Below are 12,565 nucleotides of genomic sequence, written 5' to 3'. Positions count from 1 at the left end.
TAGGTCAGATCCTGACCTCGTTGACCTCGCTCTTCAGTTGCTCGATGAACAGGGACCAGCTCGCGGCTCGGAACACGAGCTTCGGGCCGAGGGGGTTCTTGGAGTCGCGCACGGGGATGTGGGTGGGGTGGGCGAGGGCGACCTCCAGGCAGTTGCCGCCACTGCCGTCGCTATACGTCGACTTCCGCCAGCGGGCGACTTCCAGGCAGTCGCCGCCGCTGCCGCCGCTATAGCTGGACTTGTGCCAGACGGCTGCGTCCAGGTCGTACTCAGAGAGGTTCCTCATGCGAGTAATCCTGGGCCATGGCTTCGAGCATGACCAGGGACTTCTCAGGCGAGAGAGCTGCGGCGGTGAGGAACTCGTATGTGCGCCGCTGGTAGCGGACGGTCCCTGGGTCGTCCTCCAGCCGTCCAGAGCCGACCCCCTCGAAGTAGAGCAGCGGCGGGGAGTCTGCGAAGTCCATCAACTTCATGGACCCCTCCATCGAGGCATGGGCCCCTGCGTCGAACGGCGGCACCTGCACGATGACTTGGTTCTGCTGGACCAGGGCCGCAATGTGGTTCAGGGCCTCCGCCATGACCTTCCGGCCGCCCGTTACTCGGCGTAGGGCGGCCTCGTCAATGACGGTCCACAGCAACGGAGCTGTTGGACTGTCGAGGAGATGGGCTCGGTCAAGGCGAGCAGCCACCAACCCTTCGATCACCTCGACCGATGCCGTGGGCCGGTACGCACGGAACACGGCTCGCGCGTATGCGGCCGTTTGTAGTAGTCCAGGGATCAGAAGCGGCGAGTACTGGCGGATCTCCGTAGCCGACGCCTCTGCTTCTACTGCCTCGGCGAAGTGTTCCGGGTACTTCGACTTGGCGGTGGCCAGGCAGTTCCGTGAGAAGAAGTCCCCCGTGTCCAGCGCGACATCGATCAGCCGCGCGATCTCCGGCTGCATGCGCCGTACCGCCGACTCCAGCTGACCCACGAACGAACCGCTCACGAACAGCCGCTGGCCCAGGTCCTCCTGGCTCAGTCCCGCCCGCTCTCTCGCATGGCGCAGCTCCGCGCCCAGGAGCGCGCGCGGTGACGACGACGGGTCGAGGTCCTTCGATCCTGGCATGGGCACTACCCCCTGTACAGCAGTCCCCCTGTTGGGGCGTCGTATCTGGCCAGGTTAGGACGTGGTCGGACACGCTGTGTTGTGAATCTGCAACCCAGCGTGGAGGAATGGCGACGTGAAGAACAGAGCGGTGAGCGGGCGGCGGCGGCGCCGGTCCGCGTTCTCGACGGAGGACGCCGTGGAGCAGCTCGACCAGGCCCTGCGCGGGGTCGGGATCATCCTGCCCTCCCTGCGCGTCGATCCGATCACCGGCGCCAGTGAACTGCCTTACCCGCTTGTCGAGTTGGGGCGCTGCAACCTCCAGGTCGCCGCCAGGCTCGCCGCCGTCCTGCGCAAGGCGGCCGAGACGTGACCGCCCCGCGGGGCTCGCGGTCGTACGCCGTGGACGTACGGGACGGGCGGCTCGGGGAGGTCATGGGTCACGAGGGCGGTTACGCGCAGTTGCGGCCGGTCGGGGGCGGGCGGGAGTGGGACTGCCCGCCGGGTCGCTGCGCGAGGCCACGCCGAGGGAGGTGCTGCGGGCCCGGGTACGCAGGGTCAACGAGGAGGGCCGGCTGCCGTGCTGAGCGACGGTGTCCCGGGGCTCACACGTTCCCCAGGGGCTCGATGTCCATGCGGACCGGCTCGCCCCAGATGCGGGTGACGTCGTAGTCGGTGAACTCCTGGACCAGGCGGTAGGCGATGGCGGGGCGGGGCCGCGGCGCTGGGCGGCGAGGTAGAGCTCGGCCTCGCGGCGGTCGCGGCGGGGGTGCCGCACAGCTGCCAGACCTGGCCGTTCCACGCTTCCGGGAGCCAGCGCTGCTGGGGTTCGGGGCGGTCGTCCCGGATGCCGTAGCGGGACGGGGCCGGAGTGGTGGGGCCCGCGGGGCGGGCGGGCCGTAGCTGTCGTTCAGCTGGGTGCGGCGGGCGGCTCGGCGGCGGGTCTCGCAGAGCAGGCAGCGGTCGGGGGCCTCCTCGTCCACCGGGCCGTTCGGGTGCTCGGCGCAGCGGGTGGTGGGGGCGGCCGTCGTGACCGTCTCGTCCAGCAGCTCCAGCGCTCGCTTGATGTCGGCCTTCACCTCGTGCAGCCGGGCGTCCGGGGTGTCGGCGTTCAGCGACTCGCCGTGCTCCCCGAGGACACGCAGGGCACGGCCGAGAGCGGTGAGCTGGGCGTGGTTCACGGGTTCGGTCCTTCCCGGAGGGGCGAGGGAGACGACTACGACCCCACCACCGTGCCACACGCCACTGACAGCGGACGCCGCACGCGGCGGCGGCCCCCTGCGCGGGCCCCTTCAGCCCGTCCGCATCGCCGCCGCCAACGCCGCCCTCAGGTGGCCCTCGTTCTCTGCCAGGAGGCGGGTCGCCGTGGGGGCGTCCACGCCGCTCAGGATGGTGAGGATGGCGTTCTTGACCTGGCCGTTCGTGGCGGTGAGGGCCGTTTCGATCTCGTCGTCCGTCGCGCCGGTGGCGAGGGCGACGATGCGGTGGGAGCGGGCGCGGAGCTTGTCGTTGGTGGCCCGGACGTCGACCATCAGGTTCCCGTAGGTCTTGCCGAGGCGGATCATCGTGATCGTCGAGAGCATGTTGAGGACGAGCTTCTGGGCCGTGCCCGCCTTGAGCCGGGTCGAGCCGGTGACCAGCTCGGGACCTGCGACGATCTCGATGCCGTGGTCGGCGGCCGCCGCGAGCGCGCTGGCCGTGTTGCAGGACACGCCCACTGTCAGCGCGCCGGCCGCCCGCGCGTGCTCCACCGCTCCCACCGCATACGGGGTGCGGCCCGAGGCCGAGACGCCGACCACCGTGTCGTCGGGCGTCAGCGCGAGCGCGTCGAGGTCGGCGCGGGCCAGTTCCGCCGAGTCCTCCGCGCCCTCGATCGAGGTGACCATGGCCTCCCGGCCGCCCGCGATCAGGCCCACGACCTGCGCCGGGGCCGTGTTGAACGTCGGCGGGCACTCGGACGCGTCCAGTACGCCCAGGCGGCCCGCCGTGCCCGCGCCCGCGTAGATCAGCCGGCCGCCCCGGGCCATCCGTTCCGCGATCGCGTCGATCGCGGCCGCGATCAGCGGCAGCTGCGCGGCCACGGCCGTCGGCACCGCCGCGTCCTCGGTGTTCATCAGCTTGGCGATGTCGAGCGTCGGAAGCTGGTCGATGTCGGCCAGCTCCGGCCGGAACGCCTCGGTCGTCAACGCCTCCAACTCGGCACGTACGGCGAGGTGGTTGGCGAGGGCGGAGGAATTCGGGAGGGCGGAGGAGTTCGGGAGGGCTCGGTCGGACGCGCCCGGTGAGTCGGAGGTGTCGGGGCGAGGGGAGGCGTTGGGGCAGGTGGGTGGCATGGTGACTCATTCCGTGCAGGTGGAGCGACGGTGCCTGGTGCCTTCGGGGCGGGTGCCGGGCGCTGCCGTGAAGGTCGGCCGCGGGCGCCGTGAGCGTCGGCCGGCTACCGCGACGGGCCCCCGGTCCGATGCCGGTGGGCCAGCGCCTCGTACGACGCCGACAACGCCGGCGCGGCCGACTCGTACGTCCGTTGCGCCACTCCGACGAACAGGCAGTCCACGACGAGCAGTTGGCTCGTCCGGGACGACATCGCCGCCGGTCGCAGCTCGCTCTCCCGTGCCGTGGAGGTGGTCAGGACGTGGTCGGCGTACTGGGACACCGGTCCGTCCGGGCGGCCGGTGATCGCGACCGTCGTGGCCCCGTGGTCGAAGGCGACCCGCAGCGGCTCGATGACGTCGCCCGTCGAGCCGGAGTGGGTGATCGCCACGGCCACGTCCTTCGCGCGGAGCTGCACCGCGTTGGTGACGGCGAGGTGCGGGTCGCTGTGCGCCTGGGCTATCAGCCCTATGCGGAGCAGTTTCTGCGTGAGGTCCTGCGCGACCAGCCCGGACGCCCCGACCCCGTACACATCGATGCGCCGCGCCCCGGCGAGCGCTCCGACCGCCGCGCCGAGCTGGCCCATGTCGAGTCCGGCCGCCGTGTCCGCGAGGGTCTGCTGCTCGTCGTACGCGAGCTTGGCGACCACGTCGGGCAGCGGGTCGTCCACCGCGATGTCGGCCGTGACCGAGGGCGCGCGGCCCGACTGCTGGTGCGCGGCGAGACCCGCGAGGGCGAGCCGCAGATCCCGGTAGCCCGGGTAGCCGAGGAGGCGGGCGGTGCGCACGACCGTCGCCTCGCTGGTCCCCGTGAGCTCGGCGAGGCCGGTGACCGTGAGCGCCGCGCAGGCGGCCGGGTCGTTCGCCACAGCCTCCGCGACGCGCTGCATGGAGCGGGTCATGGAGGGCGCCAGCGTCCGCACCTTCGCCGCGAGGGCGGCGGGGCGGGCGGCGCGGGGACCGGACGCCGGGGAGAAAATTTCCTTCACGTCATCGCTCACATCTTGAAAGATATTTTCTGCCGGGCTGGATGGTCAAGGGCCGCACAATGGACGCATGAGTACCGGCAGTGACCCCGTGAGCCCCCTTGAGCAGGCGCTGCACGCCGCCCGCGCCCTCGTGCTCGCCGATCTGGTGTCCGGGCAGGTCGCCGAGGCGGATGTCGTCTCGATGGTCGAGGAATCCGTCGTACAGCGCCGCTGGTGGGTCGAGCAGTGGCCGGACGGCGCGGCGTACGTCGCCGGGCTCGTCGCCCAGGACGTCCAGGACGCCCTGCTCGAACGGTACGGCCGCTGGCCCCTCTGCCCGGTCTGCGGCACCGGCGACCCGCACGCGCTCGACGTGGAACCGGAGCTCGGGCCCGATCCGCAGTGGGTATGCCACAAGGCGGGGGTGCGGGTCGCGGCGCTGGGGCTCTCGGCGGGGCGGCGGCCACGTGACCCTCTACGTCGATCCGCCCACCTGGCCGGGGCACGGGCGTATGTGGTCCCACCTGGTGAGCGACGTGTCCTTCGACGAACTGCACACCTTCGCCAGGGAGTTGGGCATCCCCGAGCGGGCCTTCGAGCGCGACCACTACGACATCCCGTCGCACCGCTACGCGGAGGTCGTGCGGGCGGGGGCCGTGGAGGTGGGCTCGAAGGAGCTGCTGCGCCGGCTGACGGGGGCGGGGCTGCGGCGGCCGAAGCGGCGGGGACACCGGCCTGAGGGTGCCGGGCCCCGGCCGGGGGCGATCGACCGGAGCGGTTGGGCCCGGCGTACGTCAGGCGCGCAGACGGAGTTCGTACGCGAAGTGCTCCCCGTGTTCCCCGGCCTGCTCCCCGGTCTGCCCTCCGTCACCCCGGTCGTCGCTCACCTTCGCGAATCCGGTACGCGAAACGACGCCCTGCGAAGGCAGGTTGGACTCTTCGACGACCGCGAACAGCGACCGTACGTCGCCCCGCTCCCGGCCCCGCTCCCGCGCCCAGTCGGCCAGCGCGCGCACCGCCTCGGTCATGTAACCGTGCCCGCGCGCCCCCTCCACCAGGTCGTAGCCGATCTCGACGCGGCCCTCCTCGTCCGGCGCCCCGTGGTAGCCGAGCGCGCCGACGGCCAGTCCGTCCTCCTTGCGGACGAGCACGAACATGCCCCACTCCGGCCGGTGCACCCCCGCCTCGTACGCCTGGAACACCAGGCCCGCGCCGGTCCGGGTCCCGTCGACCGGGCCGCCCGCGATCCAGTGGAAGCCGCCGGTGCCGCCCTCGGTGAGATCGGCCGCGGCGGCCGGGTGGACGCCCTGGAGGACGAGGCGCCCGGCGTCGATGTGCAGCGGGTTGCTCCACTTCCACTCCGTGACGGGCGCCCGGCCCGGCAGGTCGCCCCGGCCGGTGGCCCACAGCAGCGTCGCCCAGGGGTCGTCACCGGGCCTGACGTGCGGGAAGAGACGGGCGAGCACGGTCTCGCACAGGCCGAGCCCGGCGGGCGGCACGGCCGCGGACGCCGGGAGCCCGAGGCCCTCGACGATGTCGTGCGTGTGCAGCAGCACCTCGGCGACGCCCATCGCGGCGAAGCCCTCGCGGTCGGCGGCGCGGAACGGGTACGGGTGGAAGGCGCGGACCGTCCGGGGCGTGGTGTGGACGACGGCCGTGAGCAGGGCGCCGGTCGTCCGGATCACCTCCAGCAGGTCGGCGTTGTTCTCGCACTCCGCCATGTCGATCTCGAACGGTACGTAGCGCGCGGTCGGCCGCCCCGCCAGCTGCGCCGCGTACGCGATCAGGTCCGACGCGACGTGCTCGGCGGTCTCCCGGCAGCTCCAGTCCAGCCGGCCGGCCTTGGTGCCCTCCCAGTCCCGGTCGGCCACCGCCCCCAGCACCGCGAGACAGTGTTCGACGGCTTCCCGTACCTGTTCCCCACCCATTGGTCGCATGGCGGCGAGGATAGGCGGGGCCAGGCGTCCGTACGTACCGGATTTACGCCGCGGTCACCCGTTCCCGGTGCGCAACGCGGCCGGGCGTCAGCGCCGCCGGTTCAGCTGTCGGCCGCCGGTCCTGTCGGCCCCGTCAGACCCGCCAGTTCCGCCCGCAGGTTCTCCCGGGCCCGGTCCTCCCACTCCCGCCGGCCGTATGGAGTCCTGAACAGCCTTGGCAGGTCCAGGAGTTGGCGCAGTACCGCCGCCCGGCCCGCTCGGAACGCGTCGTCCGGGACGAAGCCGTACTCCTCCCGTACGGCGGCCGCGTACGCGGCGTACGCGGCCGGCGGTGACGCCAGGATCGCGAGGTCCGCGTCACACAGGACCTGGCCGTTCGGGTCGTCGTCGGCCGGATCGTGCGTGACGGTCAGACGCACCAGCCGCGCCACCTCCGCCGTCCGCTCCCGCGACACCCCGGCCTCCGGCAGCGCCCGCTCGGCGAGCCGCGCCGACCGCTCCTCGTTCTCCGACCGGTCCGGCAGATACACCGCGTCGTGGAACCATGCGGCCAGCCGGACGAGGTCCGGGTCCGTCGCGTGGTCCTCCAGCACCTCGACACGGTCCAGCACCGCCGTGAGGTGGTCGAGGGTGTGGTACTTCCGCTGCGGTTCCGACCACCGCGCGATCAGGGCGTCGGCGTACGGCAACGGCGGGGGATCGCAGGCCCCGTCCCGGGCCGACAGCAGCGCGGGCAGCCAGCGGTGGCGGAGGATTTCCCTGGGGGACTGGGAGTCGGGCATGTACGCATTGTGCCGTGGAGGTGAGCCACGGTGGCGCGGCGTGGTCGAGCGCCGTGGTCGTGCGCCCGGCGGCCCTCTGCCCCTAGCGTGGGTCGCATGACGACTGTGGCTGATACGCACGATGTACGGGACCCCGGACTCCCCGCGCGGCTGCTGGCCGGTGAGCGGGACGCGCTGGTGCCGCTGCTGCGGGACCGTCCGGAGGCTGACTTCGGGGCGGCGACCTGTTGTCCCGGGTGGAGCGTGCGGGACATGCTGGCGCACTGTTCCGCCGTGTTGTCGCGGGTGGTCGAAGGCCGGCTGGAGAAGGGAGTCTTCAGCCCGGAGTCGAACGCCCGGGACATCGCCGAGCGGGTCGAGTGGCCCGTCGCGCGGATCGTGGACGAGTTGGAGCGGGGCATGACCGACGCGGGCCCGGTCATCGCCGACGCCGGTGGCGTCCTGGACGGCGTCGCCTTCGGCGAGTGGGTGCACGCCGGTGACGTACGCGAGGCGTGGAGTGTGCCCGGTGCGTACGAGGGTCCCCAACTAGGTCTGGCGGTAGAGCTGTTGGCCCACCTCAGCCGAGCCCATGGCACCCGCCCGCTGCACGCCGACCTCGACGACGCCGACACGCCCCTGTTGCTCGGCGCCCCGAGCGGCGACGCCCCGCCCGCCCGCTACATCGGCGACGCCCCCACCCTCGTACGCCTCTACTCGGGTCGTCGGCCGCCCACCGGGACGTCGTACGAACTGGCCGGCGCGACCGAGGCCGAGCTCAGCCTCTATCCCTGAGCGTGGCCACGGTCACCGGCCGGTCAGCCCCAGGTGGAGATGAACTTCGCCGCGTAGCCCTTCTCGTGGCCCGCCGCGTTGGGGTGGAAGGTCGCCGTCATGTCGGACGTGTTGACACCGTGGACCCACGGGTCGGTCCCGCACGCCCCGTGGCCGGCGAACGGCTTGCGCATGTCCACGAAGTAGACGCCCGCGTCGACCGCTGCCTTCGCGGTGCCCTCGGCGAGGGCGTCGGCCAGCCCGTTCATGTCGGCGCGCTTCTTTGCGCTGAGCTCGATCGGGGAGCACGCGCCGGTGGTGGAGAGCGTCTGCGGGTAGCCGAAGACGAGTATCAGGGCCTTCGGCGAGCGCGCCTTGATGTCCTTGTAGAGGCCGCTGAGCTCACCCACGAGCTGGTTCCTGGCGACAGCCGACATCCACCCGGTGGCCAGCGCGCAGGCGCTCTCGGTGTCGGTCAGGCACGTCCTGACCACCGTCGAGAACTGGGTGTCGTTGCCGCCCACCGTGAGCGTGACGAGGTTCGTCGACGCGCTCAGCGCGGACAGCTGCTCGGCCCGTACGTCCGCGATGGTCGCGCCGCTGCAGGTGACGTCCTTCAGCGTGTACTCGGGGTTGGCCGCCGCCCACAGGTGGGGGTAGTTCTTCGTGCTCCGCTTGCAGTCGCCGCTCCCCGGGTCGTACGAGCCCGCGCCGACGCCGGAGGCGTACGAGTCGCCGAGCGCGACGTACTCGGCGGTCGGCGTCGCCGCCTGGGCCGGGGCGCCCGCCGCGACCAGTCCCGCGAACGTCATCAGACCTGCGGCGACGGCCGCTGTGATTCTGCGCATGACTTCCCTCTGCGTCGATCTCTGAAGCTTGAAGCCGGAACTGATCGCAGAGCGTACAGCGGGAAACGGTCCCCGCAATTCACTGTGCACGGGAGGGCAACTGCCTCTGCCTTCAAGGGCATTGGTGCGAAAAGTTCGCCGATACGAAGCAACCTGACGAGCTTTCCGGCACTCTCACTTGCCGCATACCAGTCGTGAGAGCCAGAGGGGTCCTCGATGAACCGTTCGCTCGCCCGCCGCGCGCTCCGCTTCGCCGGTGTCACCGGTGCGGCGCTGGCGGCCACCGTCGCCACCGCGCTGCCCGCGCACGCCATCAACCGAGTGGACTGCGGGGACCGGAGTGACTTCCTGTACTTCGAGGTCGACGGCGTGAATCCCTGCTTCGCCAACGCCGGCACCATCGATGTCGCCATCTACGGCGTGGGCTGGATGAACACCGGCAACAACGAGGTGAGCTTCAAGTACCGCACGGTTCTGGGCGGCCCTCAGTGGGACTCGGGCCGCCTCCCGAAGTGGTACGCCTTCGACCTCGGCCTCGCCTCCGGTTCCCCCAGCGGCAAGGTGCACAAGATCGAGCAGATCACCATTTACTGAGCGGCGCGGAGTTCCCGGGCCGCCGCCGCGACAAAGCACGACCAGGCGGCGGCCTGGAATACGAGAACATCGCCGGTCGCGTTTTTGCTGTCGCGGACGGGGACAAGTCCGGGGATGTTGTCGCCGACTTCCACGCACTCGGCACTGGTGCCGCCGCTGTAGCTGCTCTTACGCCACTTCACGGTCCTCAGATCGGGTGCGATGCGCATCCTCGTACTCCTTGGCCGCCTGCTCGATCAGGGCGAGGGACACGCCAGGCGACAGCGCCGTACCCCCAAGCAGATCGTAGGTCAGTACGGAACGGGTCACCACAGTCGGATCGTCGAACAGGCGGCCAGTTTCGGACGCTTGGTTGTACACGAGCGGCGGGGCGTCCTCGAAGGTCATCAGCTTGAAGATGCCCTCCATCCCCGCATTCGCTCCCTCCGCCAACGGCAGCACCTGGACGATGATCCGGTGCCGCCGCGCCATCCCGGCGATGTGCCGGAGCTGCTCCGCCATGACCCCCGGGCCGCCCACCGGCCGTCGTAGGACCATCTCGTCCAGGACCGCCCAGTACCGCGGCTTCGTCGGGTCGCGGAAGATGTGCGCGCGGGCCCGGCGGGCGGCCACGCGCTCCTCCACGACCTCCTCGGCCAGGACCGGGTCGTACGCCCGGACCACCGCCCGCGTGTACGCCGCCGTCTGAAGCAGGCCGGGGACGAGGATCGGCGCCCAGTCCTTGATCGTGTGGGCCAGCGCTTCGAGTTCCACCACGTCCGCGAAATGGTGCTCGTACGGCGACTTCCGCGCCGCCTCCAGGTTCCGCGTGAAGAACCCGTCCGCGCTCAGCACCTCGTCCGCCATCCTCGCGAACTCCGGCTGCATCCGGCGCGTCCCGACCTCCAGCATCCCCACGTACGCCCCGCTGATGAACATCGCGGCCCCCAGGTCCTCCTGGGACAGGCCCGCCCGTTCGCGCCGGTGGCGCAGTTCCGCGCCGTACATCGCTCGCGTGGACTGGGACGGGTCGATGGTCCTGGGCTTGGGCATGGGGCAACTCCCTCTCGGACAGCCGGTCTTGTTGCTGCGCGCCGATTCGAGGGTAGATGCGGACAGTGGTCGGGCGCGTGCTGAACGTGACGGCCGCGTCCAACAGCCCGGGTTGTTGGTAAATTGGACTAGACCTGTTGTCGTCACGTGAAGCCCGAAGGAAGGGGCCCCATGACCACGCGCGCGCTTCTGGAGGTGATCGCCCTCGACGCCGAGGACGCCGTCGCCGCCCAGGCCGGAGGTGCCGACCGGCTGGAGCTGGTGGCGGACATGGCGGCCGACGGGCTCACCCCGACGGTCGCGACGTTCGTGGAGGTGCAGGCCGCCGTCGACATCCCCGTACGGGTCATGCTGCGGCTCGCGGACGGGTTCGCGGCGGGGCGGGTGGACGCGTTGGTGCGGGTCGCGTGCGACATGCGGGCGGCCGGGGCGGAGGAGTTCGTGCTCGGGTTCCTCGGGGAGGACGGCGGGCCCGATCTGGACGCGGTGGAGCGGGTGGTCGCCGAGCTGGACGGGCGCTCGTGGACGTTCCACCGGGCGATCGACCGTGCCGCCGACCGGGACGCCCTGCGCAAGCAGCTCGCCGACCTGCCGGGGCTGGACACGTATCTGACGGCGGGGTCGGCGCGGGGCGTGGACGACGGGATGCCGGTCCTGCTGGCGGAGGCCGCGAGACGCGGGGATCCCGGCTACACGCAGCGCCTCATGATCGGCGGTGGTCTCCGCCTCGACCACATCCCCCGGCTGCGCGCGGCCCGCGTGGACGCCTTCCACATCGGCGGCGCGGCCCGCCCCGGGGGGTGGGCCGCGCCGGTCGCCGCCGAGGCCGTACGCGCGTGGCGCACGGCCCTCGACGCGCGCCCGGCCCGCGCGACCGCATCGCGCTGACGCGCGGGGGTGCGTTGCCGGCCGCGGGCCCGGCGGGGCTTCTCGCGCAGTTCCCCGCGCCCCTGAAGGGCAGGCCCCGCGGGCCTGAAAGGCGACGCGGCTACGGCCTGAAGGCGGCGGGGCGGCGGACCCAATAGTGGCGGGGTGGCGGGCCTGAAGGTGGCGGGGCTGCGGGCCTGGAAGGCGGCGGGGCGGCGGGGTGGCGGGGTGGCGGGGTGGCGGGGTGGCGGGGTGGCGGGGTGGGTGGTGGGTGGCGGGGTGAAAAGCACGGGGCGCCCCGGCTTTCAGGGGCGCGGGGAACTGCGCGAGAAGCCCCACCCACCCGCACCCGACAACGCACCCACCCCACAGCGCACCCCCCGGCCAAGCAGCCCGCAGGGCTAAGCGTTGGGGTCGAAGGCGATCCCCGACGGCTTCGCCTTGGCGAGGTTGGAGGCGAAACTCCCGTCCTTGAGGCCGAAGTTGGCGCTGCCGAAGTCGTGCGAGACGAGGATGTCGCGGATGCCGGACGGGTAGCCGTTCCAGCCGACGAGCGGCGGGTACTGCCAGGTGCCCTTGTGGTTCTCCGGCGGCTCGTCGTTGGAGCCCGCGAGCCGGAAGCAGTGCGTCCGGATGCCGTCCTTGTGGTAGACGATCTTCGGGTGCGTACCCTCCCAGCGGACCGAGGACGCGGCGTGCACGCTGAAGCCGCCGTGGGCGGAGGTCGAGACGTACTGGGCCGTGCCGTTCTGCACCCAGACCACGACGTGCTCCCAGTCGTGCCGGTGGCCGCCGATGCTGCTGCCCGAGACCGCCTGGTCCTTCTCGAAGTAGAGGTCGTACATGATCGCGCACCAGCCGTTGTTGCACTTGTAGCGCGAGTAGCCGTTGGTGTTGTCCAGGTCGGACCGGTCGCGGCAGTCGCCGCTCAGTGAACCGGTGGGCTTCAGACCGCCGTTGACCGTGCCCGTGGGGCCGATCGCGGGCGTCGAGTAACAGCCGTCCGTGTCGTAGTCGTACGCCGGCTGCCACGTCGTCTCCAGGGCCTCCGCGTTGGCGGGCAGCGCGGCGGGCGGGGCCGCGAACGCGCTGCCGGCGACGCCGACCACCAGGGCGACGGTGGAGCCGAGCACAACGGCGGATCTGCGAAAACGACGCGAAGTGCGCGAGTGCGAACCTGTCTTCACTACGGCCTCCTGAGCCTGCCGCGAGGGATGGCGTATGTCATGTCATGCGCCATGGCATGCGCAGGTCAGATTGGCGCTACTCGCGGGTAGTGCACAAGGGTCCGGAGGTGTCGGAGTGATGAAGAATCAATCATTGTGAA

14 protein-coding genes and 3 pseudogenes are annotated in these 12,565 nt (G+C 71.7%); 6 read left to right on the top strand and 11 right to left on the bottom strand.

Annotated elements, in window-relative coordinates; all coding sequences use genetic code 11:
- Nucleotides 1-4: 4 nt before the first annotated feature.
- Nucleotides 5-286, bottom strand: coding sequence for a DUF397 domain-containing protein (locus tag E4N62_RS37720; protein WP_230221855.1), 282 nt, complete (start codon nt 284-286; stop codon nt 5-7).
- Nucleotides 270-1,109, bottom strand: coding sequence for a helix-turn-helix transcriptional regulator (locus E4N62_RS37715; RefSeq protein ID WP_230221853.1), 840 nt, complete (start codon nt 1,107-1,109; stop codon nt 270-272). Before E4N62_RS37715 ends, E4N62_RS37720 begins: the two co-directional genes overlap by 17 nt.
- A gap of 115 nt (nt 1,110-1,224) precedes the next feature.
- On the opposite strand from E4N62_RS37715, the gene E4N62_RS37710 reads away from it, so the two are divergent.
- Nucleotides 1,225-1,461: a hypothetical protein gene (locus tag E4N62_RS37710; protein ID WP_230221851.1), complete on the top strand. Its 237-nt coding sequence runs from the start codon at nt 1,225-1,227 to the stop codon at nt 1,459-1,461.
- A 232-nt stretch (nt 1,462-1,693) separates the two neighbouring features.
- Here E4N62_RS37710 and E4N62_RS37705 read toward each other — a convergent pair.
- The 3 genes and pseudogenes from E4N62_RS37705 to E4N62_RS37695 all read right to left on the bottom strand — a co-directional run bounded on the left by E4N62_RS37705 (nt 1,694) and on the right by E4N62_RS37695 (nt 4,458).
- Nucleotides 1,694-2,269, bottom strand: a pseudogene (locus E4N62_RS37705) (hypothetical protein).
- Nucleotides 2,270-2,380: 111 nt separating this feature from the next.
- Complete coding sequence (gene murQ, locus E4N62_RS37700; protein ID WP_230221848.1) at nt 2,381-3,421, bottom strand: N-acetylmuramic acid 6-phosphate etherase; 1,041 nt, start codon at nt 3,419-3,421, stop codon at nt 2,381-2,383.
- Nucleotides 3,422-3,525: 104 nt separating this feature from the next.
- The gene (locus E4N62_RS37695; RefSeq protein ID WP_230221846.1) at nt 3,526-4,458 is read right to left on the bottom strand and encodes a MurR/RpiR family transcriptional regulator; all 933 of its coding nucleotides are present in this window, start codon (nt 4,456-4,458) and stop codon (nt 3,526-3,528) included.
- A gap of 55 nt (nt 4,459-4,513) precedes the next feature.
- Between E4N62_RS37695 and E4N62_RS37690 the strand changes: the two are divergent.
- A pseudogene (locus E4N62_RS37690) lies at nt 4,514-4,870 on the top strand (hypothetical protein); the annotation flags it as partial.
- A gap of 22 nt (nt 4,871-4,892) precedes the next feature.
- Nucleotides 4,893-5,153, top strand: a pseudogene (locus E4N62_RS37685) (DUF4031 domain-containing protein); the annotation flags it as partial.
- Nucleotides 5,154-5,219: 66 nt separating this feature from the next.
- Here the strand turns inward: E4N62_RS37685 and E4N62_RS37680 are convergent.
- Together E4N62_RS37680 and E4N62_RS37675 are read right to left on the bottom strand one after the other, a co-directional pair.
- Nucleotides 5,220-6,353, bottom strand: coding sequence for a GNAT family N-acetyltransferase (locus E4N62_RS37680; protein WP_230222083.1), 1,134 nt, complete (start codon nt 6,351-6,353; stop codon nt 5,220-5,222).
- Nucleotides 6,354-6,463: 110 nt separating this feature from the next.
- Entirely contained in the window at nt 6,464-7,144 is a 681-nt protein-coding gene (locus tag E4N62_RS37675) for a hypothetical protein (RefSeq protein WP_230221844.1), read from the bottom strand.
- Nucleotides 7,145-7,240: 96 nt separating this feature from the next.
- On the opposite strand from E4N62_RS37675, the gene E4N62_RS37670 reads away from it, so the two are divergent.
- The gene (locus E4N62_RS37670) at nt 7,241-7,918 is read left to right on the top strand and encodes a maleylpyruvate isomerase family mycothiol-dependent enzyme (RefSeq protein ID WP_230221842.1); all 678 of its coding nucleotides are present in this window, start codon (nt 7,241-7,243) and stop codon (nt 7,916-7,918) included.
- 23 nt (nt 7,919-7,941) lie between these two features.
- On the opposite strand, the gene E4N62_RS37665 is transcribed toward E4N62_RS37670, so the two are convergent.
- Nucleotides 7,942-8,745 carry an SGNH/GDSL hydrolase family protein gene (locus tag E4N62_RS37665; protein ID WP_230221840.1) on the bottom strand — a complete coding sequence of 268 codons (804 nt, stop codon included), beginning with the start codon at nt 8,743-8,745 and terminating at the stop codon, nt 7,942-7,944.
- A gap of 216 nt (nt 8,746-8,961) precedes the next feature.
- On the opposite strand from E4N62_RS37665, the gene E4N62_RS37660 reads away from it, so the two are divergent.
- Nucleotides 8,962-9,339 carry a beta/gamma crystallin domain-containing protein gene (locus tag E4N62_RS37660; protein ID WP_220648032.1) on the top strand — a complete coding sequence of 126 codons (378 nt, stop codon included), beginning with the start codon at nt 8,962-8,964 and terminating at the stop codon, nt 9,337-9,339.
- Here the strand turns inward: E4N62_RS37660 and E4N62_RS37655 are convergent.
- Together E4N62_RS37655 and E4N62_RS37650 are read right to left on the bottom strand one after the other, a co-directional pair.
- A complete protein-coding gene (locus E4N62_RS37655) occupies nt 9,333-9,548 on the bottom strand; it encodes a DUF397 domain-containing protein (RefSeq protein WP_230221837.1) in 216 nt (71 codons plus the stop codon). The genes E4N62_RS37660 and E4N62_RS37655 overlap by 7 nt on opposite strands.
- Nucleotides 9,508-10,371 (bottom strand): helix-turn-helix transcriptional regulator, encoded by an 864-nt coding sequence (locus E4N62_RS37650; protein ID WP_230221835.1) that lies wholly within the window; start codon nt 10,369-10,371, stop codon nt 9,508-9,510. The genes E4N62_RS37655 and E4N62_RS37650 overlap by 41 nt, the downstream gene beginning before the upstream one ends.
- Before the next feature lie 171 nt (nt 10,372-10,542).
- Between E4N62_RS37650 and E4N62_RS37645 the strand changes: the two genes are divergently transcribed.
- Nucleotides 10,543-11,259 carry a copper homeostasis protein CutC gene (locus tag E4N62_RS37645; protein WP_230221833.1) on the top strand — a complete coding sequence of 239 codons (717 nt, stop codon included), beginning with the start codon at nt 10,543-10,545 and terminating at the stop codon, nt 11,257-11,259.
- Nucleotides 11,260-11,639: 380 nt separating this feature from the next.
- Here E4N62_RS37645 and E4N62_RS37640 read toward each other — a convergent pair whose 3' ends face one another.
- Complete coding sequence (locus E4N62_RS37640) at nt 11,640-12,425, bottom strand: NPP1 family protein (RefSeq protein WP_374117167.1); 786 nt, start codon at nt 12,423-12,425, stop codon at nt 11,640-11,642.
- Between the last annotated feature and the right edge of the window lie 140 nt (nt 12,426-12,565).

This window comes from Streptomyces sp. MNU76 (assembly GCF_020982545.1).
Lineage (GTDB): Bacteria > Actinomycetota > Actinomycetes > Streptomycetales > Streptomycetaceae > Streptomyces.
Note: the sequence above shows the minus strand (reverse complement) of the source record. Positions and strands in the feature narration are given on the sequence as shown.

Bases quoted from the DNA above. Each gene is read 5' to 3' on its own strand.
- E4N62_RS37720 (WP_230221855.1), bottom strand. From the start codon at position 286: ATGAGGAACCTCTCTGAGTACGACCTGGACGCAGCCGTCTGGCACAAG.
- E4N62_RS37715 (WP_230221853.1), bottom strand. From the start codon at position 1,109: ATGCCAGGATCGAAGGACCTCGACCCGTCGTCGTCACCGCGCGCGCTC.
- murQ (WP_230221848.1), bottom strand. From the start codon at position 3,421: ATGCCACCCACCTGCCCCAACGCCTCCCCTCGCCCCGACACCTCCGAC.
- E4N62_RS37680 (WP_230222083.1), bottom strand. From the start codon at position 6,353: ATGGGTGGGGAACAGGTACGGGAAGCCGTCGAACACTGTCTCGCGGTG.
- E4N62_RS37675 (WP_230221844.1), bottom strand. From the start codon at position 7,144: ATGCCCGACTCCCAGTCCCCCAGGGAAATCCTCCGCCACCGCTGGCTG.
- E4N62_RS37670 (WP_230221842.1), top strand. From the start codon at position 7,241: ATGACGACTGTGGCTGATACGCACGATGTACGGGACCCCGGACTCCCC.
- E4N62_RS37665 (WP_230221840.1), bottom strand. From the start codon at position 8,745: ATGCGCAGAATCACAGCGGCCGTCGCCGCAGGTCTGATGACGTTCGCG.
- E4N62_RS37660 (WP_220648032.1), top strand. From the start codon at position 8,962: ATGAACCGTTCGCTCGCCCGCCGCGCGCTCCGCTTCGCCGGTGTCACC.
- E4N62_RS37655 (WP_230221837.1), bottom strand. From the start codon at position 9,548: ATGCGCATCGCACCCGATCTGAGGACCGTGAAGTGGCGTAAGAGCAGC.
- E4N62_RS37650 (WP_230221835.1), bottom strand. From the start codon at position 10,371: ATGCCCAAGCCCAGGACCATCGACCCGTCCCAGTCCACGCGAGCGATG.
- E4N62_RS37645 (WP_230221833.1), top strand. From the start codon at position 10,543: ATGACCACGCGCGCGCTTCTGGAGGTGATCGCCCTCGACGCCGAGGAC.